This is a genomic window from Fusicatenibacter sp. (assembly GCF_977045365.1).
This window is the reverse complement of the sequence record NZ_CDRRUH010000001.1, coordinates 60,478-85,534: the sequence shown is the minus strand read 5'-3', so window position 1 is coordinate 85,534 and position 25,057 is coordinate 60,478. Positions and strand designations below refer to the sequence as shown.

Below are 25,057 nucleotides of genomic sequence, written 5' to 3'. Positions count from 1 at the left end.
ATCAGAATTTTACTATATTTTGATAAGGAGATTTTTTATGTCTGAGAAAAATATCAGAAAACAAATACGAACTTTATATCTTATGACCACGGTCGGCTATTTTCAGATTGCGGCGGCTTCGTGGGTTGCACTGCTCGCGCTCCGAGGATTTTCGCTGCTGCAGATCGGGATGCTCGAAAGTATTTTCCATATTGTGAGCCTCTGCTTTGAACTCCCCTCCGGCGTTGTCGCCGATGTTTTCGGGCGACGGAAAACGCTGATTGCAAGCCAGATGACCTCCCTGATTTCCGGTACGCTGATGATTTTTTCCACCGGTTTTGCTACAACGGCGCTTGCGCTTGGTTGCAGTGCGCTCAGCTATAACCTTGCATCCGGCACACGGGAGGCGCTTGCATATGACAGTCTGAAACAGAGCGGGAACGAAGGGTTTTATGCCCGTTTTTCTTCTACTGAAATGATGCTGTACCGTATCACCAATTCCACCGCAACGCTCTGTGCAGGCCTTGCCCTGTGCCTGGGATACCGGCGCGCGTATGCAATTGATCTCTTCTTCGGGCTGATTGCGCTTGGCATTTCGTTCCGCCTTTCGGAAGTAAAAACGGACGAAACACCAGTTCATTATCCTGTTGGACAGGAAATCGTTTCGGTCGTACAGGAAAGCTGGCAGTTTCTTGTCCGTGAGAAAAAAGCAAGAAATATTATGCTGGTGAATGCACTCATTGGTGCCATTTCCACACTGGTTCTCTTCTTTTTACAGGCGAAGCTACCTCTCACCGGCATGAACAGCGCACTGCTTGGACCCGCCCTCTTCGTGATGGGACTCGGCGCGGCACTGGGATCGCGGATGACGGCATACTTTCACAAATACCGCTACCGCGCGATTCTGCTGTTTGGCACGATCGGTGTACTTTTCGCCTTTATTATGAGCTTTACCGGCCTACCGCTCCTTATGGTCTTCGGCGGATTTGTCGGATCCTTTTCCGATGATTTTCTCGAAGTCCGGACCGATATTCTGCTCAATGACATGATCCCGTCCAGGCAGCGGGCGACGCTGATGTCGGTGAACTCGTTTGTCTTTTCCATGATTATGATCGTCCTTTCCACCGTGTTTGGATGGATCATGTGATCGTCAAAAATTTACTTTCATGGAAAAACGCTCATCAGTTTTTTGCTGATGAGCGTTTTTTTCAAAAAATGATCAAACACCGCCGCTCCCTGCCGGAACGCCGTCCGGAGTCTGCGGGGGTGTGCTTTCTTCCTCCACATTCTCCACCACTTTTTCTCTCTTTAACCACTTCCAAATATCGCCATATACGCGGTACTTCTCCTTCTCATTCAGTATCTCATGCCGCATTCCCGGATACAGCTTTCCCCTGACATTGCGGTACCCGATCAGCCGCATATGGTCGATGGATTTTTTAAAGCGCCGCACATTCACATAGCAAGGATCATCCCCGCCGGACAAAAACAGCACCGGCAGCTTCCGGTTCGTACAATGCCACCCATGGAAGCCATACGTCTCCTTCAGCAGGTCATTCAGCGCAAAAAAAGCATCATCCGAAAACGTAAAACCACAGAGTGGGTTTTCTTCATACTCCCGCACCACCTCCGGGTCCGAACAGCACCAGGCGAACCGGCTCTTCTCATCCGCAAACCGCGCCGCAAACGATCCAAACGACATCGCCTCCAGAAGATTGCTCCGATGCTCATCCCCGAGCACCGCCGCCTCCGCGTGTCCTACAGCCGCACCCAGCGGCCGCAGATAATTTTTGCTCGGCGAACCGCACACAATCAGCGCATCCAGCTCCTGGTCGTGTTCCTTCGCGTATGCGCGCACAACCAGGGATCCCATACTGTGTCCCATCAGAACAAACGGAAGATCCGGGTACTCCTTCTTTGCCCACTTCGTGACAAGAAACAGATCCTCCACAAGCCCTGCGCCGCCCGCGCCGTACATAAATCCGAGGTCCTGCTCCGACTTCACACTCTTTCCGTGCCCGCGGTGATCATGAATCACACACACCACACCGTGTTCCGCCATAAACTCCATAAACGGCAGATACCGCTCCTTGTACTCGCTCATTCCATGGCTGAGCTGCAGAAGCGCCGTCCGCTGTACGCCCTCCTCCGGCTCCACCACAAGCCCGTCAAGCACCAGTCCATCCACCTTCGACTGAATCGTAAAACCTCTTTGCATTGCACCTTCCCCTTTCCTCCAGAACGATGCCGAACTGCCCGAAATTCTAAACCTCCGTGTCCTCCGAAATTTCCGGCGGAACCGCAAACGACGATGTAATCCGATCGTAGCACTCCTCGCACAGATCAAACTCATGCTTTTCCAGGTCCTTCCCGGAAAAGTACCCCCACGTCGTGTCGACTGAGCAGATCCCCTCCAGCAGCATTCCATTCTGTATTTTCATGCTTTTTCCGCAGCAGTTGCACACCGCCGCTTCCAGCTCATTCGTGTTTTTGTTGTATTTCCGCATTTTTCTTCCTCCCGTGTATCAAAAAACGTTTCTTTCTTCGTTCCTGACACAAAACAGAAATCAGATTTTCCTGTGTCCTGTCGATTGTAACACACCTTTCCCGCCATTCCTACTGGGAATGAAAGGAAAGTCCCGTGCGTTAAATGCGTATACAATAACAATTTCTCTCTACCGCTTCGGAACCGATTCATCCGTCCGGCTCATCAGCACCGCATCCTCCTTCGGAAGATCGTAGTACCCCTTCCTGAGGCCGTCCTGCACAAAGCCAAGACTCTCATACAGATTCCGCGCCGGCGTATTGCCAAGGCGCACATCCAGATGAATCACGCGCACCTTTCTTTCCTGCATCCGATGGAACAGTTCCTCCATCAGCGCGCGTCCGATGCCGCGCCGTCTCGCCTTTTCTGCCACGCAGACATTCGTAATCTCGCTCTCATCAAACGAAATCAGAATTCCGAGATATCCTAAAATTTCGCCGTCCTCCTCCGCAACGAGAAACAGCGCGTCGTCCCGGATCAGAAATGTAAAAAATCCCGTCTCTGTCCACGGAATCGAAAAGTTGGCCTCCTCAATCGGCATCACCTGCTCCAGATCATCGATCTGCATTTCACGGATTGTGATCATTCGCTTTTTTCTCCGTTCTCCTGTTTTTTCACCACATCGGCATGCTTCACAGATTCCCGCTCCGCTCTTTCACGCTCCGCCTGCGATTTTCTCAGGTATTCCGGCTCGTGCTCTTCTGCCGTCTGAATCTTACCTTCTTTGTAATAGACCTCAGCCAGTGCTCCGACGGCTGCCGCTCTCTGGCGGTTGACGTGTGCCGGTGCAAAGGAAAACGGAATCGTCAGCAGTGCCTCTAATTTTTCCCGGTAAACCGCAACGCCGTCCCCGAGGAAAATCACTTCGTGGTCGAGGCAGTTCAGACCCTCAGCCAGTGCATCAATGCTGAGTGCATCCTGCTCCCAGATTGTGTCGAGATGATGATCCGTATAGCAGTAAAGTCCCGCATACACCTGATTTCTTCTCGCATCCATGATCGGGCAGACAAATTTGTCGGTATCCCAGATATTGTACGCGATTGCCGCTGTTGTCGGAATGGAAATCAGCGGCTTGTCGAGCGCCAGTCCAAGTCCCTTCGCCGTTGCGGAACCGATGCGAAGGCCGGTAAAAGAACCCGGACCGCCGGAAACTGCGATGGCGTCGATGGTGGAAAGATCCAGCTCTGTCATGTTACAGATCTCATCCAGCATCGGCAGAAGCGTCTGGGAATGTGTTTTTTTATAATTTACGGTGTACTCCGCAAGCAATGTCTCATTTTCAACGACAGCCACCGAAGCCACCAGGCCGGAGCTGTCCAGTGCAAGTATTTTCATATTTTTTTATTTCCTTTCCGATATTTCCTTCCTGTGCCAACTTATTTTGACAATCTGCCGGAAACAGGAATCTTTGCGATCCCCTTTGTTTTCCACCACATTCAGGATTTTTTCTTTTATTCCACCGTAATTTTCCGGTAATCAAACCCTTTCTCGAGGTCTTTTTCTATCGTAATCGAAATCGCACCCTCCGGGATCAGCTCTTCAATCAGTTCTGCCCATTCGATCAGGCAGACACCCTCACCGAAAAAGTAATCATCGTATCCGATTTCTTCCATTTCTTCTATATCACCGATCCGGTAAACATCAAAATGATAAAATGGCAGGCGCCCTTCGGTATATTCCTGAATAATGGTAAATGTAGGACTGTTGACTGCCTCTGTGATGCCAAGTCCTTTTGCAAAGCCCTGCGTCAGAACGGTTTTTCCAACACCAAGGTCTCCGTTTAATGTATAAATCTGGCCCGGCTTCGCCGCTTTTCCCAGCTTTTCGCCAAGGGCAAGCGTCTCCGACGCAGAATTTGTTTCTATGATCATATGCTTTCTTCTCCTCTTTTTCTGCCTATCATTTTAACACAAACAAAAAAGTAATACAACCGCAGAACGAAACCGCTTTTCCTTGTGCTTTTCCTTGCTTTTTCTATCTGTTTTCGCTATACTATGTATCAGAATTTCGCGGCCAAAAAACATCCCACTCCTGTTTTCGGCCCGGAACATGCGGTAAAACACGCTCTGCGCATTTTATCCGCGTAAATCAAAAAGGAAAGAGATCAAAACCGTTATGCTGACTGTAATGAAATTTGGCGGAAGCTCCGTCGCAGATCTTGCGCACATCCGCAATGTAGCACAGCGCTGCATCGAAAAACAGCAGGCCGGAAGCCAGGTCGTTGTCGTTCTCTCCGCGATGGGAAAAACGACGGACGGACTGATCGCAACCGCAAAACAGATTACGGAAAAACCGTCCCGCCGCGAGATGGATATGCTCCTCTCCACCGGTGAACAGGTTTCCGTCTCTCTGATGGCCATGACCATGATCCAGATGGGTGTCAGTGCTGTTTCTTTAAATGCCTGGCAGGTACCGATGCACACGACTTCCAATTACCAGAACGCGCGCTTCAAACGGATCGACACCGAGCGCATCCGCAAAGAGCTGGATGACAACAAAATTGTCGTTGTCACCGGCTTCCAGGGCATCAACAAATACGATGATGTCACAACGCTCGGACGTGGAGGCTCCGATACGACGGCAGTTGCCCTCGCAGCAGAGCTGCACGCGGATGTCTGTGAAATCTACACCGATGTAGACGGTGTCTACACCGCAGATCCGCGGATTGTGCCGCACGCGCGCAAGATGGAAGAGGTAACTTACGATGAAATGCTGGAGATGGCTTCGCTCGGCGCAAAAGTCCTTCACAGCAGATGCGTGGAAATCGCAAAAAAATACGGCGTGGAACTTCTGGTCTGCTCCAGTCTGAACCGGAATTCCGGAACGATGGTAAGGGAGAAAACCAAAATGGAAAAAATGTTAATCAGCGGCGTGGCTGCCGACAAAAACGTGGCAAAAATCCGTGTTGCAGGCCTTGGCAACGATCCGGAGAGCACATTCCGCCTCTTAAATTTACTGGATCGGAACAATCTGAACATTGATGTCATGATTCAGTCACTCGGAAAGGACGGCACAAAGTCCGTTTCCTTTACCGTTGCAAAGCCGGATATGCTGCGCACGATCGATGTGCTGAACGACAACAAGGATTTGCTCGGCATCAAAAAGCTGGATTATGACGAGAACGTGGCAAAGGTTTCCGTCATCGGAGCCGGTGTCCGCTCCCATTCAGGCGTGGCTGCCAAAATGTTCGGCGCACTCGCCAATGCAGGAATCAATACCGAGATGGTTACCACTTCGGAAATCCGCATCACTGCACTGATCGACGAAGCATACGCAGATCAGGCGATGCGTGCGATTCACGAGACATTCCTTGAGTAATCATCTGCCTGGATCGTCTCATAAAAAATATTTTCAAAATCAGGAGGAACACAATGATGTCCAACCCAATCGTTACAATTACTATGGAAAACGGCGATGTGATGAAAGCAGAGCTTTACCCGGAAATCGCCCCGAACACCGTAAACAACTTCATCAGTCTGGTAAAAAAAGGCTTCTATGACGGCCTTATCTTCCACCGTGTCATCCCGGGATTCATGATCCAGGGCGGAGATCCGGCAGGCACAGGCGCCGGCGGCCCGGACTATTGCATCAAGGGTGAGTTCTCCCAGAACGGATTTGAGAACAACCTCGCTCACACCCCAGGCGTTCTCTCCATGGCACGTACCATGTTCCCGGACAGCGCAGGAAGCCAGTTCTTCATCATGCACAAAGCCGCTCCGCATCTGGACGGCGCATACGCTGCTTTCGGAAAAGTAACAGAAGGCCTGGAAGTCGTAGATAAAATCGCATCCGTCAACACAGACTACAGCGACAAACCGCTGCAGCCGCAGAGAATGGCTACCGTTACCGTTGAGACCTTCGGTGTCGAGTATCCGGAACCGGAGAAATGCTGAGAATGAACGATGAACTGATGTTAGTTGAACCGTCGGAGGAATACTTCGCCGAGCTCGCCGCCTACCGGAACGATTTTCTGGAAAACAGCGATTCCATGGACGGCTGCGGACCGCTCCGCCGGTTTGATGATATGAAGGCGTATCTTGAAGATACCATGCGTTATACCAGAGAGGAGACTCTGCCGGAGGGCATGGTTCTCGCAACACAGTTTCTGTGCATCCGCAAATCAGACAACTGCCTTGTCGGCATGATTCAGGTGCGCCACTACCTGAACGATTTTCTGCGCACCTACGGTGGCCACATCGGCTACTCCGTCCGCCCGTCAGAACGCAGAAAAGGCTATGCCTCCTGGATGCTGAAAAATGTGCAGCCGTACTGCAAAAGCCTCGGTCTTTCCGAAATTCTGGTCTGCTGCCTGGATACCAACGAGGGAAGCCGCAGAACGATTCTGAAAAACGGCGGCCGGTTCGACGGCACCGCTTATCATGCAGACGAAAACGAAACACTGGAGCGTTACTGGATCACCCTGTAATGTTTTAACTCTTCTGCCCCGGAGCATGTTTGAAAAACCCTTTCGCATGTTCCGGGGCATTTTTTGTAATTGTTTGATTTTTCATAAATTTTTCTTGACATCCGTGTCATTTCACTTTATAATTTGAAACTGCAAGCGAACAATTCTGTTCTTATGCAAAATATATGCCCCTGGTAAAAAACCGACGGACAGGCAGGGGTAGTTGCCGAGCGTGGTTAAGAGCCACATTATTGATTGCGTTAAAAGCGCAAATTTTATGAGTTGATTACTTTATAATCGATGCTCTACGACGAGCACATCATCTTATGAAACGGTCAATAAGAGTACGTGACTATATATTTCTGCATAGGAAAACAGGGGGAAGCCTGGATTTTTGCCCATCCCCTGAAGTTTGCACAATACGATCATGTATAAATTTCGATTTTTAGACAGATGATGCACGTCATCTGTCTTTTTTTCGTGCTTATAGCCAAAGATGAACCCAACACCATTTTCTGAAAAAGGAGAACCAAACAATGTCAAAAGTTATGATCATCGGATGCGGCGGTGTTGCATCCGTAGCCATCCACAAATGCTGCCAGAACAGTGAAGTATTTTCTGAAATTATGATTGCAAGCCGCACACTTTCCAAGTGCGATGCTTTAAAAGAAAAGCTGGCTCCGACCACAAAAACGATTATCACAACAGCAAAGGTGGATGCTGACTGCACAGAAGAATTAATCGCCTTAATCAAACAGTATCAGCCGGATGCCGTATTGAATCTGGCTCTTCCTTATCAGGATCTCACCATTATGGATGCCTGCCTCGCATGTAAGGTTCCTTACATCGATACCGCAAATTACGAAGCAGAAAATACAGATGATCCGGCATGGCGCGCAATCTACGAAAAGAGATGTGAAGAGCTTGGCTTTTCTGCCTACTTCGATTATTCCTGGCAGTGGGCTTATATGGACCGTTTCAAAGAAGCCGGCATCACCGGTCTTCTCGGAACCGGCTTTGATCCGGGTGTCACCAGCGTTTTTGCAGCCTATGCGCAGAAACATTACTTCGACGAAATCCATACCATTGATATTCTGGACTGCAACGGCGGCGATCATGGATATCCGTTTGCAACCAACTTCAATCCGGAAATCAACCTCCGCGAGGTATCCGCTCCCGGCTCTTACTGGGAAAACGGCCACTGGGTAGAAATTCCGCCAATGTCGATCAAACGGGAATATAACTTCGATGAGGTAGGCGAGAAGGATATGTACCTTCTTCACCATGAAGAAATTGAGGCTCTTGCCAAAAACATCCCGGGCGTAAAAAGAATCCGCTTCTTCATGACCTTCGGCCAGAGCTATCTGACCCATATGAAATGTCTGGAAAATGTAGGACTTCTCTCTACCACTCCGATTACCTTCAACGGACAGCAGATCGTACCGATCCAGTTTTTAAAAGAGCTTCTCCCGGATCCTTCCACCCTTGGTCCGCGCACCGTGGGTAAAACCAACATCGGCTGTATTTTTACCGGTATCAAGGACGGAAAAGAAAGAAGCATTTACATTTACAACGTCTGTGACCACCAGGAATGCTACCGGGAAGTAGAGTCTCAGGCAATCTCCTACACCACCGGCGTTCCGGCCATGATCGGAACCATGATGGTCGTGAACGGCCTCTGGAACAAACCGGGTGTCTACACCACAGATGAATTCGATCCGGATCCGTACATGGAAGCACTCAACAAGTGGGGGCTTCCGTGGAAGGTCGTAGAAAATCCTGTTTTAGTAGATTAAGCCTATGTATAAGATAAACGAACTGCCAACTCCCTGTTTTGTCATTGATGAAGGCAAACTGGAAGAAAACTTAAAGCTCCTGCACCAGGTAGAAGAACGCACCGGTGCAAAAATTCTGCTGGCTCAGAAATGCTTTTCCTGCTTTTCGGAATATCCGCTGATTGGAAGATACATCAGCGGAACGACTGCCAGCGGACTCTATGAAGCGCGGCTTGGCAAAGAAGAAATGGGGCTGGAGAATCATGTGTATTCTCCGGCCTACCGCCCGCAGGATATGGAAGAACTCGCACAGATCTGCGATCACATTATTTTCAATTCAGAAAAGCAGCTCCGAACGTACCTCCCCGTACTTAAGGCTTCCGGAACCGCAAAAGCCGGACTTCGCATCAACCCGGAATGCTCCACACAGGAAGGCCATGCGATTTATGATCCCTGTGCGCCCGGCTCCCGCATGGGCATCCGCGCCTGCGACTTTACAGACGAACTGGCCGATCTTGTGGACGGTCTTCATTTTCATACCCTCTGTGAACAGAATTCGGATGATCTGGAAACCACGCTGCGCGCCGTGGAAGAAAAATTCGGCAAGTGGCTTTTTAAAATGAACTGGCTCAACATGGGGGGCGGTCATCATATCACCCGTGAGGATTACGATATCGAACGCCTGATTTCCTGTATCAACCATATGAAAGAAACGTATGGTCTTCAGATTTACCTGGAGCCCGGGGAAGCGGTTGCCTTAAACGCAGGCTACAATGTCACGGAAGTTCTCGATATTGTCGAAAATAACGGAAAAATTTTAATTCTTGACACTTCCGCTGCCTGCCATATGCCGGATGTGCTTGAAATGCCGTACCGCCCTCCGCTCAAAGACAGCGGACTGCCCGGGGAAAAGCCTTATACCTACCGTCTTTCCTGCAATACCTGCCTGGCAGGCGACGTAATCGGCGAATATTCCTTCGATTCCCAAATCCGGATCGGTGACAGACTGTATTTTGAAGATATGGCGATCTATTCGATGGTAAAAACCAATACCTTTAACGGAATCCCACTCCCTTCCATCGCGGTGATGGACAAAGCTGGAAACTGCCGAATGATAAAGGAGTTTGGATATGAAGATTTCAAAAACCGATTGTCTTAGAACCCCAAAAGCCGATGGCTTTTACATGCCGGGCGAATTCGAGCCCCACGAAGGCACGCTGATGATCTGGCCGTGGCGTCCCGGTTCCTGGAATTACGGGGCAAAAGCGGCAAGAGCGGCATTTGCAGAAATTGCAGAAACAATTGCCGCTTATGAGCAGGTTTATCTCTTCGTCCGGCCACAGGATAAAGCATCGGCACAGGAACTGCTTTCCTCCGACCGGATTCATCTGATCGAAGCCCCGACAGAGGATGCCTGGGCGAGAGATACCGGCGCTACGTTTGTGGTCAACGATCAGGGTGGACGAAGAGGCATTCAATGGGAATTCAACGCCTGGGGCGGCCAGTATGACGGTCTGTATTCCCACTTTGAGCATGACCGGGAGGTTCCGGAACGAATCTGCAGTTTTCTCGGTGACTCCTTCTATAATGCCCGCCCCTTTGTTCTGGAAGGCGGTTCCATCCATGTTGACGGGGAAGGAACTCTGCTTACGACCGAGGAATGTCTGCTGAGTCCGGGGCGCAATCCTTCTCTTTCCAAAGCAGAAATCGAGGAAAAGCTGCGTCAGTATCTTTCGGTTGAAAAAATCATCTGGCTTCCTTTGGGCATTTACAACGATGAAACCAACGGCCATATCGATAATATGTGCTGCTTTGTAAAGCCCGGAGAAGTTCTTCTTGCCTGGACAGATGACGAAAACGATCCGCAGTATGCCAGAAGCAGGGCTGCTTTTGATCTTCTCTCCCATACGGTTGACGCAAAGGGCCGAAGCTTTGTGATTCACAAGCTGCCCATTCCGAAGCATCCCATCTGTATTACAGACGATGATCTTCTCGGCTATGATTTTGAGGATGGCGAAGATCAGCGGGAAGTCGGGGAACGTCTTGCCGCAAGCTATATCAATTTTTATCTTGCCAATCACTGTGTCCTTCTTCCCCGGTTCGGCGATGAAAACGATGCCGTGGCTGCAGAAATTCTCGGAAAATGCTTCCCGGATCGACAGATCCTTCCGATCGATGCACGCGTCATTCTGACCGGCGGAGGCAACATTCACTGCATTACACAGCAGATTCCGGCAAAGAAACGAGGAAACGGATTATGAGAAATATAAAAATTGCCGCACTGCAGTTTTCGTGCTGCAGCCAGGTACAGGAAAATATAGATAAAGCAGAGACTATGGTCCGTGAAGCTGCTGTAAACGGAGCCAATCTTATCCTTCTTCCTGAATTGTTTGAAAGACCGTATTTTTGTCAGGAAAAGCGATACGACTATTATGATTATGCCCTGCCTTTGGCAGAAAATCCCGCCGTCCGGCGTTTTCAGACTGTTGCCAAAGAACTTGGGGTCGTGATTCCGGTCAGCTTTTATGAGCGGGATATTCAGCGCCTGTTCAACTCGATCGCCATGATTGATGCAGACGGATCGATTCTTGGCGTTTACCGCAAGACTCATATCCCGGACGACCATTTTTATCAGGAAAAATTCTATTTCACTCCCGGGGATACGGGATTCAAGGTCTTTGAAACACGTTTTGGAACCGTCGGCGTCGGCATCTGCTGGGACCAGTGGTTTCCGGAAACAGCACGATGTATGGCTGTTCAGGGAGCTGAGATCCTGCTCTATCCTACCGCGATCGGAAGTGAGCCGATCCTGAATGTAGACAGCAGCGGGCACTGGCGGCGCGTCATGCAGGGACATGCTGCCGCAAATCTTGTTCCGGTTGCTGCTGCAAACCGGATTGGTACTGAAACCGTAACGCCCTGTGAAGAAAATGGCGGCCAGTCCTCTTCCCTTACTTTCTACGGCTCTTCTTTTATTGCCGATGCAACCGGTGAACTCGTGGCATCGGCCGGAAGAGATACCGAGGAAATCCTGTATGCCTCCTTCGATCTGGATGCCCTGCGCGAAGAACGTTTTTCCTGGGGGCTTTTCCGCGACCGGCGGCCGGAAACCTACCGTATCATGACGAAACAGTAAAGACCTGTCACTTCCTAGAGCGTGTCTGAAAAAGGCTTTTCGTGAGCTGCGAGTCCCAGTTTGTGGGAGATTTTATCCGAATGAGGGCGGCGTAGCGGGCTACGGCAACCGAATGAGGGTAAAATATACCGCAAAGTGGGGCTTGCAGATTGCGGAAATGCTTTTTCAGACACGCTCTACAGCGGTGCGCTGCATCACATTTCTAACTACAAAGGAGAACCGCTATGCAATATGGAGTTTTATGTCTGCTGCCGCCTGCGGCAATGCTGATTTTTGCATTAAAAACGAAAAAATCTTTCGAAGCTCTGATTTTCGGAACCCTGGTTGCCTATCTCATCATGTACAAAGCGGCTTTTATCGGACCCTGGTGTGATCTGCTGCTTTCGGAGATCAGCAACGCAGACAACCAGTATATTCTTCTTCTCTGCGGACTGTTCGGAGGCTTCATCTTCCTGCTCCGCGAGGCAAAAGGAACACTTGGTTTTTCCAACCTGTTAAGCCGTTTCTGTAAAAATGAACGGATCACCATGATGATGTCGGTATTTCTCGGAATCATTATTTTTGTCGATGATTATCTCAACATCATGACCGTTGGAACCTGTATGAAGGATGTCTGTGATAAACGAAAAGTCCCACGCCAGGCCCTTGCCTATATCATTGACTCAACCGGTGCACCTGTCTGTGCACTGATTCCCTTTTCCACCTGGGTAGTTTTTTATTCCGGTGTTTTTATTCAGGAACCGGACATTCTCAATATGGGCTTTTCCACCGGTATGAGTGTTTACTTAAAAGTGCTTCCTTATATGTTTTATCCGATGACTGCACTTCTGGTTGTCATTCTGTTTGCCTGCAAACTGATGCCAAAGCTCGGAAAAATGAAAGATGCCTATACCGATCTGGAAAAGAAAGAGCAGACACCGGAGCATCCCAAAATGCACAATGCCCCTTCCGTTGACATTGCCATGGCCGGAATGAGCGTTGATTACCCGCCCGAAAATACCAATCCCGGAAATATACTGGATTTTCTGATCCCCATCGGTATTCTGATCGGTGTGACAGTAGCTACACAGGATATGATGCAGGCGATTATTCTTGCTCTTGCTTCCTGTATGATTCTTTATCTTCCGCGGAAAAAAATGACCTTTACGCGGTACGTGGAACTGTTCTTTGCCGGCTTTGCAGATATTCTTCCGGTTCTCGCCATTCTTCTTGCATCCTTTATGATCAAGACTGCCTGCGGCGAAATGGGACTCTCGGAATACGTCATCAACCTGTGTGTTCCGTATATGAATGCCAAAACACTGGCAGCTATTATTTTTGTTGTCATTGCAGTTCTGACCTTTGTCACCAGCTCTTTCTGGGGAATTGAGGCCGTAGCCGTTTCCATCGTTGTTCCGCTTGCCATCGCCCTTGATGCTAATGTACTTCTGGCGCTTGGCGCTGTCGTATCCGGCGGTGTTTTCGGAAGCCATGCATGCTTCTATTCCGACGCAACGGTTCTTTCCTCCGCGACCTGCGAGATTGACAATATGTCACATGCCGTGTCGCAGTTTCCTTACGTCCTGATCAGTGCTGCTCTCGCCGTAGCGGGATTTTTAATCTGCGGAATTTTTGCTCTTTAAAAATACAGTCTGCGTCAACCGGATAAGGACAAAACACACCGTAAAGTGTGGCTTGCAGATTACGGAAATGATTTTTCAAACACGCACTAAAAAAATCCTTCGACGATCGGATTTTCCCGGATTCGTCGAAGGATTTTTTTGTTTTTTTATTCTTTTACACTCAGCCGCACCAGCGCACGCTGCAGCTTGGCTTCGGCAATACGGTATTCTTTGTCTGTCAGACCGCCGTTTGCCAGCGCCTGCTCGGCCCTGTGTTTGGCAGCCTCGGCGCGCTCTGCATCAATATCCTCTTCCCACTCCCAGGTTGTTGCCAGGACACGGCAGACCCCGTTCATCATGGAAAGCATTCCGCCGATGCAGGCGGCATTTCTTCTCGTTCCGTCCTCCAGCACAATATGCGCCTCGCCCATACCGAGTGCAGTGCAGTAATTGCAGTGGCCCGGCAGAATTGCCAGGTCGCCGCTGATGGTTCTGCAGACAACGCGCGCTACGTCGCCTTCATAGAGAAGTCCGTCCGGCGTGCCGACACGTAAGGGAAATGTACTCATACGTCATTCCTCCTTTACTGATTCAGTGCTTTTGCTTTTTCAAATACCTCGTCGATGGTACCTGCAAACAGGAAGCAGCTCTCCGGAAGATCGTCGCACTCGCCATCGAGGATCATGCGGAATCCGCGCAGGGTTTCTTTTAACGGCACGTATTTTCCTTCCATACCGGTAAACTGCTCTGCTACCGAGAAGCTCTGGGACAGGAAACGCTGCACCTTACGGGCACGGCTGACCGTCAGCTTATCCTCTTCGGACAACTCGTCCATACCCATGATGGCGATGATATCCTGCAGCTCTTTGTATCTCTGCAGCACCTGCTGTACGGCACGCGCTACCTCATAGTGCTCATGACCCACGATTTCCGGTATCAGAATACGGCTGGTAGAATCAAGCGGATCAACGGCCGGATAAATACCCTGGCTGGAAATTTCACGGGAAAGTACCGTCGTGGCATCCAGATGGGTAAATGTCGTTGCCGGAGCCGGGTCAGTCAGGTCATCGGCCGGCACATAAACGGCCTGTACCGATGTGATGGAACCCTTTCTCGTGGAAGTGATACGCTCCTGCAGTGCGCCCATCTCGGTTGCCAGCGTCGGCTGGTATCCTACTGCGGACGGCATACGGCCAAGCAGAGCCGAAACCTCGGAACCTGCCTGCGTAAATCGGAAAATATTATCGATGAACAGCAGCACATCCTGATTTTTCACATCACGGAAGTATTCTGCCATGGTAAGGCCGGAAAGTCCGACACGCATACGCGCTCCCGGCGGCTCGTTCATCTGTCCGTAGACCAGTGCTGTCTTGTCAATAACACCGCTCTCTTTCATCTCATTGTAAAGGTCATTTCCTTCACGGGTACGCTCTCCGACACCGGTGAAAACGGAAAGTCCGCCGTGTGCCGTTGCCACGTTGTGGATCAGCTCCATGATAAGGACTGTTTTTCCAACACCGGCACCGCCGAACAGACCGATTTTTCCGCCCTTGGCATACGGGCAGATCAGGTCAACGACCTTGATTCCGGTTTCGAGGATTTCCGTTGCCGGAACCTGCTCCTCGTAGGACGGCGGATCGCGGTGGATCGGCCATTTTTCTGCTGTTTCCGGTGCCGGCTTATTGTCTACGGTCTCACCGAGCAGGTTGAACACGCGGCCTAAGCACTCCTCTCCGACCGGAACGGCGATCGGGCCGCCCGTGTCAACTGCTTTTGTTCCGCGGACGAGTCCGTCTGTGGATTTCATGGCAATACAGCGGACCATATTGTCGCCCGTCTGCTGCGCCACTTCCACAACCAGTTTCTCGCCGTGGTTGTCTATCTCGATGGCGTTCAGAAGTGCCGGCAGCTCTCCTTCCGGAAAACGGATGTCCAGAACAGGACCCGTTACCTGCACAACCTCGCCAATGTGTTTTTCACTCATTTAACGACTTCTCCTCACTTTTCTTGTTTCCACTCTTACACGCCTTCCGCACCGCCGACGATCTCCGTGATCTCCTGCGTAATGCTTGCCTGACGGGCACGGTTATAATACAGATTGAGCTGTTCAATCATCTCCTCTGCATTTCCCGTTGCCGCCTCCATTGCGGTACGGCGTGCCGCAAGCTCACTTGCCACACTCTCACAGATACCGCCGTAGATCAGGCCGCCTAAGTATTCCGGCACAATCGCTTCGAATACCTCGACACCGTTTGGCTCGTACAGGATCAGATTCCGGATTTTTTTCGCTTCCGGATCCTCTCCGTCCTCTTTTGCAATGTCAATCAGAGGCAGGATCGGCACGGAAACCGGCATCTGCGACAGCATCGACACGAATTTTGTGTAACAAAGCTCCACATGTCCGAAGGTCCCTTTCCGGAACTCACGGCACAGTACACGCGCGATCTCAAAGCTGTCTGCCACGGAAAGATTTGCGATCTCGGCAAAGCTGTCCGTCAGAATGTCCAGCTTCCGGGATTTTGCATACTCCACTGCCTTTTTGCCGACCGGAACCACGCAGATCTCTTTTCCTTTGGCATCGGCCTCAAAGCATCGGAACAGATTGGCATTGTATCCACCCGCAAGACCGCGGTCTCCGGCAACCAGCACGTAGCAGCATTTCTCGTTTTTTGCCTCTTTTGCATAAATGGAATAGAATTCCGTGTTTCCTTTTGCAATATCCTGCAAAGTGCGGTACAGCTCCTGAAAATACGGACGGCAGGTATCAGCCCGCTCCTTCGCTTTTCGCAGCTTGGAGGACGCTACAAGTTCCATCGCCTTGGTAATCTGCATCGTGCTTTCGACACTTTTGATCCGCAGCTTTACGGCTTTCATGTTTGCAGCCATAGGCTCCTCCTTCTTTCCTTATTTTGCAGGTCTTGTATTGATAAAGTTTTCGGTGTACGATTCGAGGGCATTTTTCAGCTTCTCCTCGGTATCCGCCTCGAGTTTTCCGGTCGCGGAAATCTCCTGCATCACGGCAGCACCCTCTGCATCGGTATCAAGCCAGGTATACAGTCCGTCCTCATAGGCGCGGACATCCTCTGCTGCAACCTTTGACAGAATTCCTTTCGTTACCGCATAAAGAACGGCCACCTGTTTTTCTACCGGAACCGGTGCATTCTGGTTCTGTTTTAATACTTCCACAATACGCACACCCTGCTCCAGACGCGCCTTGGTATCGGCATCCAGATCGGATCCGAACTGTGCAAAGCTTGCCAGCTCGCGGTACTGGGAATAGATCAGTTTCAGAGTTCCGGCTACTTTCTTCATCGCCTTAATCTGCGCATTTCCGCCGACACGGGATACGGATACGCCAGGGTTTACCGCCGGCATAACGCCCGAGTGGAACAGCTCTGTCTCAAGGAAAATCTGTCCGTCTGTGATGGAGATAACGTTCGTCGGAATATAGGCGGAAATATCGCCTGCCTGGGTCTCAATGATCGGCAGTGCCGTCATGGAACCGCCGCCGTGTTCATCGTCCAGCTTTGCGGCACGCTCCAGAAGTCTGGAATGGAGATAGAAGACATCTCCCGGATAAGCTTCACGTCCCGGCGGACGACGGATCAGCAGGGAGAGTGCACGGTATGCAACTGCGTGCTTACTTAAATCATCGTAAATGATCAGCACATCTTTTCCCTGATACATAAAGTACTCGCCCATGGCACAGCCGGAGTACGGTACAATATACTGCAGCGGGCTCGCTTCGGATGCCGTTGCTGCCACGACGATGGTGTACGCCATTGCGCCGTTTTTCTCAAGATTCTCTACCAGAGACGCTACTGTCGAACGTTTCTGTCCGATCGCAACGTAGATACAGATCACATCCTTGCCTTTCTGGTTCAGAATGGTATCTGTTGCGATCGTTGTCTTTCCGGTCTGACGGTCTCCGATAATCAGCTCTCGCTGACCTCTTCCGATCGGAACCATGGAATCGATCGCTTTAATGCCGGTCTGCAGCGGCTGGTTAACACCTTTTCTCTCACAGATGCCCGGTGCCGGGCTTTCAATCGGACGGTACTCTGCTGCCGTAATCGGGCCTGCGCCGTCAATTGGCTGGCCGAGCGCGTTGACAACGCGTCCGATCATACCTTCTCCGACCGGAACCGAAACGACCTTTCCCGTTCTTTTTACAAGCTGTCCCTCGCTGATGTTCTCGCCGGAGCCGAATAAAACGACAGATACGCTGTTTTCTTCGAGGTTCTGTGCCATTCCATAGCTTCCATCCTCGAACTCCAGCAGCTCGCCTGCCATGCAGTTCGAAAGACCGCTGGCTCTCGCGATTCCGTCTCCGACCATCAGAACGGTGCCTGTCTCATCCTGCCGGATCGCATTTTCATAATATTTGATCTGGCTGCGGATGACCTTGGATATTTCTTCTGGTTTCAGTTGCATGTTTTCCTCCTACACCACTGTATCGCTGATTCTTCTGGAAAGCTCGGACAAACGTCCCTTTACGGTTCCGTCAAACAGCTTTCCGTCGAGCTCCACACGGACACCCGCCAGAACGGACGGATCGGTTTTCAGTTCCATCACGACCGTTTTTCCGCTCATCGTTTCCAGTTTTTTCTTCAGAAGCTCTTCCTGTTCCTTCGACAGGGATGCTGCGCTCGTCACAACTGCCTCGGCAATGTTGTGCGCCGCAAAGTATCTGCGCTGAAACGCTTCCTGGCATCCGCCGAATTCACGGAGAAGATTTTTTTCACACAGCAGTTTGATAAAATTGACCAAATACGGTTCCGCCTGGCTGCCAAATGCCGCGTCGATCAGCCCGATCCGCTCTTTTCGCGGAATCGAAGGCTCCGATAAAAGGCGCGGATACTCCGGGTTTTCCCGGAACAGAGCGCGGATCTCTTTCATCTCGGAAAGAATTTTCTCTTCGAGATGTTCCTCTTGGGCCAGCTCATACAGGCTCCCACCGTATACTCTGGCAGTTTCTGTCATGATGCTTCACCTACATTCGATATAAATTCATCTATCAGCTTCTCATGGTCTTTTTCATTAATCTCGCGCTCAATGACTTTTCCGGCAATATCCATGGCAATGCCGCCGATCTCGCCTTTGACTTCATTGACCGCTTTCTTTTTCTCCTGGGCAATCTCTTTTTCTGCCTTGTTTTTCAGGGCAGCCGCCTGTTCGGAAGCCTCTTTTACGATTTTCTCGCTCTGCAGCGTTGCTGTCTTTCTGGCGCTTTCGAGAATCTCGTTGGCTTTTGCCTTGGCATCCTGCATATTCTGCTCATATTCCTCTTTGATAGCGTTGGCTTCCTTTTTTGCCGCCTCTGCGTCTGTAATCTCCGCGTCGGCTGCCGCACGCCGTTTTTCCAGCATCTCATTGATCGGTTTGAAAAGGAACCGTTTGATCAGATACATCTGGATGAAAAGGTTGCAGATCTGTGCGATAAAAGTCCAGGGGACAATTCCTACCAGTTCCTGAACCTGCATAGTTTCTTTCCTCCTAGCAATAATTTACTCCTTGCAGCTATTTCAGGAAGTTCATGAACATTCCCGGTGCAACGAAGATCAGAAGCAGGCCGGTTACGAAACCGTAAATACCGGTTGTCTCTGCGATCGCACAGCCAAGAAGCATCGTACTTGTTACATCGCCTTTGCACTCCGGCTGACGTCCGATTGCCTCAAGTGCCTTTGCTACGGCGTTACCTTCACCGATACCAGGTCCGATACCTGCGATCAGGGAGCATCCTGCGCCGATTGCGCATCCTGCGAGAGCGATACCTTTTGCTAAAATCTGAAAATCCATCTTGTTTTCCTCCTGTATTTTCTTTTTGTAAACTTCATTTTTTTAATCTCTTTAGCCTTCCTCTGCTGCATTCGCAATGTACATGACAGTCAGCATACAGAAAATAAAGGCCTGCATCACGCCGGAAAACCAGTCAAAGTAGACCGATGTGACAGCCGGAATACCGACATCCAGAATCGGGATCTGTGAAAGGGTTCTTCCGAGCACGCCGGGAAGCAGTCCCAGCAGCTTTCCGCTTGCCAGTGCCAACGATCCGTAGATCAGGGCATTGATGACAACGCCGGAAAGGATGTTTCCAAAGTGACGGCACGCCATACTAACCGGCGTTGCAAGCTCCGACAAAACGTTAAACGGTGTCATAACCGCAATCGGAGTCGTAAAACCTTTCAGATATCCGCCAAAACCGTTGGTTTTGATCTTCTGTGTCGTGATCATGATGAAAACCACAACAGCCCAGGCCGCCTCGGTGGAAAGATCTGCTGTCGGACTTCGAAGTCCGATCAGGCTGATCAGGTTTGAGACAACGCTGGTCGCGAAAAGTGCCGACACAAAAGGAATCAGATACCGGAATTTTTCTCCCATGTTGCCGATGACAAATTTGTTTGCGGTTTCCACAATCATTTCTGCCACCGCCTGGCGTTTGGAGATGTTCCGTATCTTCAAATCTCTTGTGAGCCAGATGCAAAGTCCGGTAATGAGTGCCATTACAATCCAGCTTACCACCAGCGTTTCGCTGATCTGAATTTTCCCGAACAGCGGAAAATCGATCGGGATCGTAAAAAAGACTTTTGCACCGGAGATATCAACCTCCATTCTCTTTTCTCACCTCCTCTTTATAAAATAAAATAAAAAACAGGAACCTTTTGTCAAAGCAGATCTTCGCAATCCGCTTTGCTGCTTGCTCATAACCGAACAACTGCTTCGCAGCTTCGGTTAAAAAACGCCGTCCCGTCTTTGCGGCTTTCGCCACAAATCAGGTTCAGCGCTTTATGCTGTTTTTTATGCCCATCAGCTTGATGGCCGTTCCCGGAATTAAAAGCGGCAGGATTCCTGCGGCAAACTGGAAACATGGAAGCACAATCGCCAGAACTGCCCAGAGCATCTGCATCAGATTTCTCTGCGAATAGCTTGCCTGCATCCGCCGTTTTGCTCCCGCCTCGTCTGTCTCGGACACTGCTTTTTGTACTGCCATGCCCATCAGGAAAAAGTTCAGCACCGCAACGGCACCGCCTCCGATTCCCCCGAGGATCACCCGATAGTCAAATGGGATTTTTTCCGGCCAGATCAGGTGCAGGATCAGAAACCCGACCCACATCACAACCACGCCGACGACGGTATAGATGGCAACATTTTTTGTCTCCTGCTTTACGGCCGGCTGGACCTTGTCTCCGAAATTACTCATATCGCCTCGTTTCCTTTCTAAGGGATTTTCCCCTAAAATCAGTCTGAAATCTTTTCTCTGCCACTTGATTTCTGTCAACTGTGAAAGCTTTTTCAGACACGCTCTAAATATGTCGGTTGAAAGACACCCGTTTTTTCTTCTTTTTTCCGTCCGGCTCCGTCTCGATGCGTTTCTGATGCCGCAGAACACTCTGCCCGAATTTCCAGGCTGTCATGGCGCCGCCTCCGATGCCGAAGAAAAAGCCGATCAGATAAATCCATGTTCCAACCGAAAAGCGGTCGCAAAGCCACCAGCAGAGTGCCAGACAAAGAAAAAGAGGCGTCACAAGGGACAATCCGAATTGTGTTAACATTGTGAGATTGGTAATCATCCCCGTCCACTTCTTCATATCCTGTCCCTTTCTGCCGTCTCTTTTTGTCAGACCTTCGGATCTGTGTCTTGTTTCATTTTCCCCAAAACACACTTCCATTTTTGTAACCGCTTAGTCAGATTGTACCATAAATCCGTTTATAAAACAAACGATTTTGTGTCTCTTTCAAATTATTTGTTTTTATTTATATTCTTTTCATAACAATCGGAACAATTTTCTTATTTTGTCCCATTGCGGAATCGCAGCGTTCACCTCGCTTCTTATTTTTTGAAAAAAACTGTAGTTTTATTCTACACATACTGCCGGTTTTTCTTTCCAACAGGAAAGCCGATAGCTTACTTCATAGTGTCCCGGCATCAGCAGGTATCTGCCGTTTTCTTCCAATCCTAGTACTTCTGCAATCGCCTCTTTTTCACTTTCGGCCACCATTGGAAGCACGGCTTCTGCGGTGCAGTCGAACGGTACATCCATGGTAATGGTAACGTGCTCTTTGTCGGAAAGCTCCCAGCGAATGCCGTACATTCCCGATGCAGAATCATATTTTGCCTCTGCATACCTCAGATCCCAGTTCAGCGTCGGTGCAAACTGTACGGTTTTGACACCCGGATGGGACTCCATCGTGTTGATGCCGGCGACATGGCGGAACATCCATTCCTGAATGGAGCCGTACGCGTAATGATTCATACTGTTCATACTGATGCCGGAAATCGTGCCGTCTGCAAGAAGGGAATTCCATCGCTCCCAGACAGTAGTTGCACCAAGCTTAACCTCATAAAGCCATCCCGGAAATTCCTCGTTCAGCAGCAGTTCGTATGCGAGATCGTTCATACCGTTGTCCGTCAGCACGTTGTTCAGCAGCGGTGTTCCGACAAATCCTGTTTTCAGTTTGTGACCACTCTGCTCAAACAGCTTTAACAGCTGCTGTTTTGTCAGTTCTTCATTCTTCGACAGGTGATATTTCAGTGTCAGCAGCAGAGCCGTCTGTGTCTTGATGCAGCAGCGGCCTGTCGCACTGTAATATTCTTCCTGTACCACAGCAAACTGTTCGTCAGACAGCTTCTGGTATTTTTTCTGCTCCTCGCGGTATCCCAGCACACCGGCTGCCTTTGCCACGATTCCCGCACTGATCGCATAGTACAGATTGGCAATAAACTCCTCGTCCGTCGCTCCCATCACCTGTTCTGCTCCCTGTACCGGATTGTCCAGCGCAAGCCAGTCGCCGAAGTGGAAAACATACCGCCAGCCGTGGTTATCCCCATCCACTTTCGTGATGTAATCCACCCACGATTTCATGCTCACAAACTGATCTTCCAGAATACTCTTGTCCCCGTAAAACAGATACAGATTCCACGGAATGATGCACGCGGCATCACCCCAGACGCAGGCCGCCTCTTCCACACCGGAAGACGGCACAACATACGGTACTCTTCCATCCAGCACACTCTGCTCTTTTGCCATATCATACAGATATTTTGCATAGAATGCATACGTATCTTCGAGATACATTGCCGTCGGCGAAAATACCTGCGCATCGCCGGTCCAGCCCATGCGCTCATCACGCTGCGGGCAGTCAGTCGGGACATCCACAAAATTGCACTTTAAGCCCCAGCGTACATTACTGATGAGCTGATTGACCAAATCACTTCCTGTTTTCATCCAGCCTGTCGCTGTGATGTTGCTGTAATAAGACAGACCCGTGAAATCCTCTTTTTTCAGATCCGGAATGCCTTCGATCTTCACGTAACGGTAGCCGTAGAACGTAAAATGCGGCACAAGATCCATTTCGGTTCCATCGGAAATATAGATGTATTCGGATTTTGCACTCCGCAGATTGTCATTGTAGAAATTGCCGCGCTGCAAAATCTCACCTGTCTGAACATGAACTTTGGTTCCTGCCGGTACGTTGACATGCAGCTTGAAAATTCCCGTAAACTCCTGTCCCATATCGAAGACCAGCTCGCCGGCCGGAGTATGAAGCAGTTCTTTTGGTTCAAACGTCTCATGAATCGTCACCGGAAGGCTCATCCGTTCCGTCAGTTCTCCTTTTGGTGCTTCACAGAGAACCGCCCTCTCCAATGGCAGTTCCGGCAGCGTGTCGTCCCGGTGCTCACCGTCGTAAAGGTTCGAGAATGCAATTTTACTGCGCCGCACCTGCCACGATTCGTCCGTGCCGATCACATCCTCCGTTCCGTCCGCATACGTCAGATGCAGCTCCGCAATCAGCTTCCACTCATTGCCGTAAAATCCCTTGTCCTCAAACGCACTGAATCCAAACCGCGCCTTATACCAGCCGTTTCCAAGCAGCACTCGAAGCGTTCCCTTTTTGGAAACCTCCTCTGTCACATCATACGTCTGGTACTGTACCCATTCATTGTAATCATTGCTGTACGGCGTCAGATACTCATCCCCGACACGCTTCTCATCCACATACACCTCATACAGTCCAAGTCCGCAGACATACAGCCGGGCCTTCGCTACCTCTTTTGCCGGAACAATTTCTTTTTCAAAATACGGATGACGGCTCTCCTTACTGTCACAGGAAATCCATTTTCCTGTCCATGCTTCGTTCCGTTTTCCGGTCTCAAAAAACTGTACCTCACTCACCGCCGTCTCCCCGGCATCACTGCCCGCTTCCACGTTCCAGTAATACCGCGTTCTCGGCTCCAGATCCAGCTTCACCGGATAGAAAAGACTGCTCGCCTTATCATCCTCTCCGGAATCAAACAGCAGATGCTCCATCGCTGCATCCGATGCTACACGGATTCTTGCATAGCTCTGTTTTTTTCCTTCCGCGTCTTTCACCTTCCAGGAAAAGACCGTTCTCTCCATCCGGAACCCCATCGGATTTTCCAGATGATTTACCTGTGCGTGATAAATTTTCATTTGCAATATCCTCCTCTATTTTATTTTTGAAAAATCCCCCATTTTTCTCCATTCTATCATGATCACTTTCGAGAAAAAAGGTTCTGTTTTGCAGGAAAAAACATCTTTATTTGCACCCCTGTATCATACCTCTTTTCCCCCATTCTTTATATCAAAAATGCCGGATTCTCTACCACAAATCCGACATTTTTATTCCCATCTCTATCTTATCTTCAATTCAGCAGCTCATCCTCCAGCGACCGCTTCGGCACATAATGCACATCGTTCTCATCCCGGTAATAATTCGTATTCCCCTCCTCCGGCACATCCACCAGATGAATCTCCTCCGCCGGTTTTCCAAACGCCACAATCAAAAGCGGCCGGATCTCCTCGGGCAGTCCAAGTACCTCCATTACCTCACCCGCCTGAAAATTCCCGATCATACAGCCGCCAAGCCCCTGCTCCACCGCTGCAAGCAGCATCGTCTGCGCCACAATCCCGACATCCTTCTGATACCGGTTCAGATTCTCATCAATCCCCTTATCCTGACAGATCACAACAAACCCCGTCGGCCGTTTCCCCGGATGCGGCAAAACCATCTCCGGCAGCGCCCGCGCCCACTTTGTCAGCCCCTGCACCTTCTCCACTTCTTCCGGCTCCCACGCCAGAAAATACTTCAACGGCTGCTTATTCACACTAGAAGGACAAAGCCGCGCACAATCCACAAACCCTTCCAACGTCTCCCGCGAAATCCTCACCGACTCATCAAAACCACGATAACTCCTGTTTTTTAATACCAGATCCTTTAACATTTCTCATAACCTCCTGCATCAAATTTGCTTTCTGTCCCCACTCTACCACACCTCTCCCCCTCTATCAATCACCTTTTTCATTTTCCCTCTTGACATGCTTTGATATTCAAAGTATTATATATCTAGTTTTCAAAACCAGATAATACGGTATTTTACATCATTTATTTTATCAATACCAGATCCGGTCTGCCGCTGTGCCGGGAATGTTCCTCCAGGACGGCGCATTTGCAGGAGGCCTGCAAACTCTTAGGTTCTGGGATTTTGCGTTGCTTGGAAAAACGGCACTGTCTGAGCGCAGCGAGTTCGCCGTTTTTTCAAGCGCCCTTAGCAAAATCACAGAGCCTTAGAGTTTCCTGGCCTCCGAAACCGCG

At 50.0% G+C, this 25,057-nt stretch carries 27 protein-coding genes and 2 pseudogenes; 11 read left to right on the top strand and 18 right to left on the bottom strand.

Annotated features, from left to right (window positions below; genetic code table 11):
• Nucleotides 1-37 precede the first annotated feature (37 nt).
• Nucleotides 38-1,126, top strand: a complete 1,089-nt coding sequence (locus tag ACY2VW_RS00475) for an MFS transporter (RefSeq protein WP_461876622.1) — start codon at nucleotides 38-40, stop codon at nucleotides 1,124-1,126.
• 72 nt (nucleotides 1,127-1,198) lie between these two features.
• Here ACY2VW_RS00475 and ACY2VW_RS00470 read toward each other — a convergent pair whose 3' ends face one another.
• The 5 genes from ACY2VW_RS00470 to tsaE all read right to left on the bottom strand — a co-directional run bounded on the left by ACY2VW_RS00470 (nucleotide 1,199) and on the right by tsaE (nucleotide 4,395).
• A complete protein-coding gene (locus tag ACY2VW_RS00470) occupies nucleotides 1,199-2,197 on the bottom strand; it encodes an alpha/beta fold hydrolase (RefSeq protein WP_461876621.1) in 999 nt (332 codons plus the stop codon).
• A gap of 46 nt (nucleotides 2,198-2,243) precedes the next feature.
• Nucleotides 2,244-2,486 (bottom strand): hypothetical protein, encoded by a 243-nt coding sequence (locus tag ACY2VW_RS00465; RefSeq protein WP_461876620.1) that lies wholly within the window; start codon nucleotides 2,484-2,486, stop codon nucleotides 2,244-2,246.
• A 168-nt stretch (nucleotides 2,487-2,654) separates the two neighbouring features.
• On the bottom strand, nucleotides 2,655-3,110 hold the full coding sequence (rimI, locus tag ACY2VW_RS00460; protein ID WP_461873451.1) for a ribosomal protein S18-alanine N-acetyltransferase: 456 nt from the start codon (nucleotides 3,108-3,110) through the stop codon (nucleotides 2,655-2,657).
• Nucleotides 3,107-3,859 carry a tRNA (adenosine(37)-N6)-threonylcarbamoyltransferase complex dimerization subunit type 1 TsaB gene (gene tsaB, locus ACY2VW_RS00455; RefSeq protein ID WP_461876619.1) on the bottom strand — a complete coding sequence of 251 codons (753 nt, stop codon included), beginning with the start codon at nucleotides 3,857-3,859 and terminating at the stop codon, nucleotides 3,107-3,109. Before tsaB ends, rimI begins: the two co-directional genes overlap by 4 nt.
• Before the next feature lie 116 nt (nucleotides 3,860-3,975).
• Nucleotides 3,976-4,395 carry a tRNA (adenosine(37)-N6)-threonylcarbamoyltransferase complex ATPase subunit type 1 TsaE gene (gene tsaE, locus ACY2VW_RS00450; RefSeq protein WP_022462246.1) on the bottom strand — a complete coding sequence of 140 codons (420 nt, stop codon included), beginning with the start codon at nucleotides 4,393-4,395 and terminating at the stop codon, nucleotides 3,976-3,978.
• A gap of 244 nt (nucleotides 4,396-4,639) precedes the next feature.
• Here tsaE and ACY2VW_RS00445 point away from each other — a divergent pair, with 244 nt between their 5' ends.
• The 7 genes from ACY2VW_RS00445 (at nucleotide 4,640) to aguB (ending at nucleotide 11,840) form a co-directional block, all read left to right on the top strand.
• Nucleotides 4,640-5,842 (top strand): aspartate kinase, encoded by a 1,203-nt coding sequence (locus tag ACY2VW_RS00445; protein ID WP_461876618.1) that lies wholly within the window; start codon nucleotides 4,640-4,642, stop codon nucleotides 5,840-5,842.
• Nucleotides 5,843-5,898: 56 nt separating this feature from the next.
• Nucleotides 5,899-6,417, top strand: coding sequence for a peptidylprolyl isomerase (locus ACY2VW_RS00440; protein WP_055227969.1), 519 nt, complete (start codon nucleotides 5,899-5,901; stop codon nucleotides 6,415-6,417).
• A 2-nt stretch (nucleotides 6,418-6,419) separates the two neighbouring features.
• Entirely contained in the window at nucleotides 6,420-6,950 is a 531-nt protein-coding gene (locus ACY2VW_RS00435; protein WP_461876617.1) for a GNAT family N-acetyltransferase, read from the top strand.
• Between the two features lie 515 nt (nucleotides 6,951-7,465).
• Nucleotides 7,466-8,725, top strand: a complete 1,260-nt coding sequence (locus ACY2VW_RS00430) for a saccharopine dehydrogenase family protein (protein ID WP_022462242.1) — start codon at nucleotides 7,466-7,468, stop codon at nucleotides 8,723-8,725.
• 4 nt (nucleotides 8,726-8,729) lie between these two features.
• Nucleotides 8,730-9,863, top strand: coding sequence for a carboxynorspermidine decarboxylase (gene nspC, locus ACY2VW_RS00425; RefSeq protein WP_461876616.1), 1,134 nt, complete (start codon nucleotides 8,730-8,732; stop codon nucleotides 9,861-9,863).
• Complete coding sequence (aguA, locus tag ACY2VW_RS00420) at nucleotides 9,835-10,965, top strand: agmatine deiminase (RefSeq protein ID WP_461876615.1); 1,131 nt, start codon at nucleotides 9,835-9,837, stop codon at nucleotides 10,963-10,965. The genes nspC and aguA overlap by 29 nt, the downstream gene beginning before the upstream one ends.
• Nucleotides 10,962-11,840 carry an N-carbamoylputrescine amidase gene (aguB, locus tag ACY2VW_RS00415; protein WP_461876614.1) on the top strand — a complete coding sequence of 293 codons (879 nt, stop codon included), beginning with the start codon at nucleotides 10,962-10,964 and terminating at the stop codon, nucleotides 11,838-11,840. The genes aguA and aguB overlap by 4 nt, the downstream gene beginning before the upstream one ends.
• Before the next feature lie 7 nt (nucleotides 11,841-11,847).
• Here the strand turns inward: aguB and ACY2VW_RS00410 are convergent, their stop codons facing one another.
• Entirely contained in the window at nucleotides 11,848-11,967 is a 120-nt protein-coding gene (locus ACY2VW_RS00410) for a DUF6783 domain-containing protein (protein ID WP_461876669.1), read from the bottom strand.
• On the opposite strand from ACY2VW_RS00410, the pseudogene ACY2VW_RS00405 reads away from it, so the two are divergent.
• The 3 genes and pseudogenes from ACY2VW_RS00405 to ACY2VW_RS00395 form a co-directional block, all read left to right on the top strand.
• A pseudogene (locus ACY2VW_RS00405) lies at nucleotides 11,926-12,213 on the top strand (DUF6783 domain-containing protein); the annotation flags it as partial. The gene ACY2VW_RS00410 and the pseudogene ACY2VW_RS00405 sit on opposite strands and share 42 nt — an antisense overlap.
• The gene (locus ACY2VW_RS00400) at nucleotides 12,104-13,462 is read left to right on the top strand and encodes a Na+/H+ antiporter NhaC family protein (protein ID WP_461876668.1); all 1,359 of its coding nucleotides are present in this window, start codon (nucleotides 12,104-12,106) and stop codon (nucleotides 13,460-13,462) included. The pseudogene ACY2VW_RS00405 and the gene ACY2VW_RS00400, both read left to right, overlap by 110 nt.
• A pseudogene (locus ACY2VW_RS00395) lies at nucleotides 13,452-13,550 on the top strand (DUF6783 domain-containing protein); the annotation flags it as partial. The gene ACY2VW_RS00400 and the pseudogene ACY2VW_RS00395, both read left to right, overlap by 11 nt.
• Before the next feature lie 58 nt (nucleotides 13,551-13,608).
• Here the strand turns inward: ACY2VW_RS00395 and atpC are convergent.
• The 12 genes from atpC to ACY2VW_RS00335 all read right to left on the bottom strand — a co-directional run bounded on the left by atpC (nucleotide 13,609) and on the right by ACY2VW_RS00335 (nucleotide 24,686).
• Nucleotides 13,609-14,010: an ATP synthase F1 subunit epsilon gene (gene atpC / locus ACY2VW_RS00390; protein ID WP_022462237.1), complete on the bottom strand. Its 402-nt coding sequence runs from the start codon at nucleotides 14,008-14,010 to the stop codon at nucleotides 13,609-13,611.
• A gap of 14 nt (nucleotides 14,011-14,024) precedes the next feature.
• Nucleotides 14,025-15,425 carry a F0F1 ATP synthase subunit beta gene (atpD, locus tag ACY2VW_RS00385; RefSeq protein ID WP_461876613.1) on the bottom strand — a complete coding sequence of 467 codons (1,401 nt, stop codon included), beginning with the start codon at nucleotides 15,423-15,425 and terminating at the stop codon, nucleotides 14,025-14,027.
• Nucleotides 15,426-15,460: 35 nt separating this feature from the next.
• On the bottom strand, nucleotides 15,461-16,327 hold the full coding sequence (gene atpG, locus ACY2VW_RS00380) for an ATP synthase F1 subunit gamma (protein ID WP_461876612.1): 867 nt from the start codon (nucleotides 16,325-16,327) through the stop codon (nucleotides 15,461-15,463).
• Between the two features lie 18 nt (nucleotides 16,328-16,345).
• Nucleotides 16,346-17,875 carry a F0F1 ATP synthase subunit alpha gene (gene atpA / locus ACY2VW_RS00375; RefSeq protein ID WP_461876611.1) on the bottom strand — a complete coding sequence of 510 codons (1,530 nt, stop codon included), beginning with the start codon at nucleotides 17,873-17,875 and terminating at the stop codon, nucleotides 16,346-16,348.
• A gap of 9 nt (nucleotides 17,876-17,884) precedes the next feature.
• Nucleotides 17,885-18,424: an ATP synthase F1 subunit delta gene (gene atpH / locus ACY2VW_RS00370; protein ID WP_461876610.1), complete on the bottom strand. Its 540-nt coding sequence runs from the start codon at nucleotides 18,422-18,424 to the stop codon at nucleotides 17,885-17,887.
• Nucleotides 18,421-18,924 (bottom strand): F0F1 ATP synthase subunit B, encoded by a 504-nt coding sequence (gene atpF / locus ACY2VW_RS00365; RefSeq protein ID WP_461873439.1) that lies wholly within the window; start codon nucleotides 18,922-18,924, stop codon nucleotides 18,421-18,423. The genes atpH and atpF overlap by 4 nt, the downstream gene beginning before the upstream one ends.
• A 37-nt stretch (nucleotides 18,925-18,961) precedes the next feature.
• Nucleotides 18,962-19,240, bottom strand: a complete 279-nt coding sequence (gene atpE / locus ACY2VW_RS00360; protein WP_022462449.1) for an ATP synthase F0 subunit C — start codon at nucleotides 19,238-19,240, stop codon at nucleotides 18,962-18,964.
• Nucleotides 19,241-19,291: 51 nt separating this feature from the next.
• Nucleotides 19,292-20,053 carry a F0F1 ATP synthase subunit A gene (locus tag ACY2VW_RS00355; RefSeq protein WP_461873438.1) on the bottom strand — a complete coding sequence of 254 codons (762 nt, stop codon included), beginning with the start codon at nucleotides 20,051-20,053 and terminating at the stop codon, nucleotides 19,292-19,294.
• Nucleotides 20,054-20,219: 166 nt separating this feature from the next.
• Entirely contained in the window at nucleotides 20,220-20,642 is a 423-nt protein-coding gene (locus ACY2VW_RS00350) for a hypothetical protein (protein WP_173815731.1), read from the bottom strand.
• A gap of 103 nt (nucleotides 20,643-20,745) precedes the next feature.
• On the bottom strand, nucleotides 20,746-21,030 hold the full coding sequence (locus tag ACY2VW_RS00345; protein ID WP_461876609.1) for an AtpZ/AtpI family protein: 285 nt from the start codon (nucleotides 21,028-21,030) through the stop codon (nucleotides 20,746-20,748).
• 267 nt (nucleotides 21,031-21,297) lie between these two features.
• Nucleotides 21,298-23,895 (bottom strand): alpha-L-rhamnosidase, encoded by a 2,598-nt coding sequence (locus ACY2VW_RS00340; RefSeq protein ID WP_461876608.1) that lies wholly within the window; start codon nucleotides 23,893-23,895, stop codon nucleotides 21,298-21,300.
• Between the two features lie 212 nt (nucleotides 23,896-24,107).
• Nucleotides 24,108-24,686, bottom strand: coding sequence for a nitroreductase family protein (locus ACY2VW_RS00335; protein ID WP_461876607.1), 579 nt, complete (start codon nucleotides 24,684-24,686; stop codon nucleotides 24,108-24,110).
• Nucleotides 24,687-25,057 lie beyond the last annotated feature (371 nt).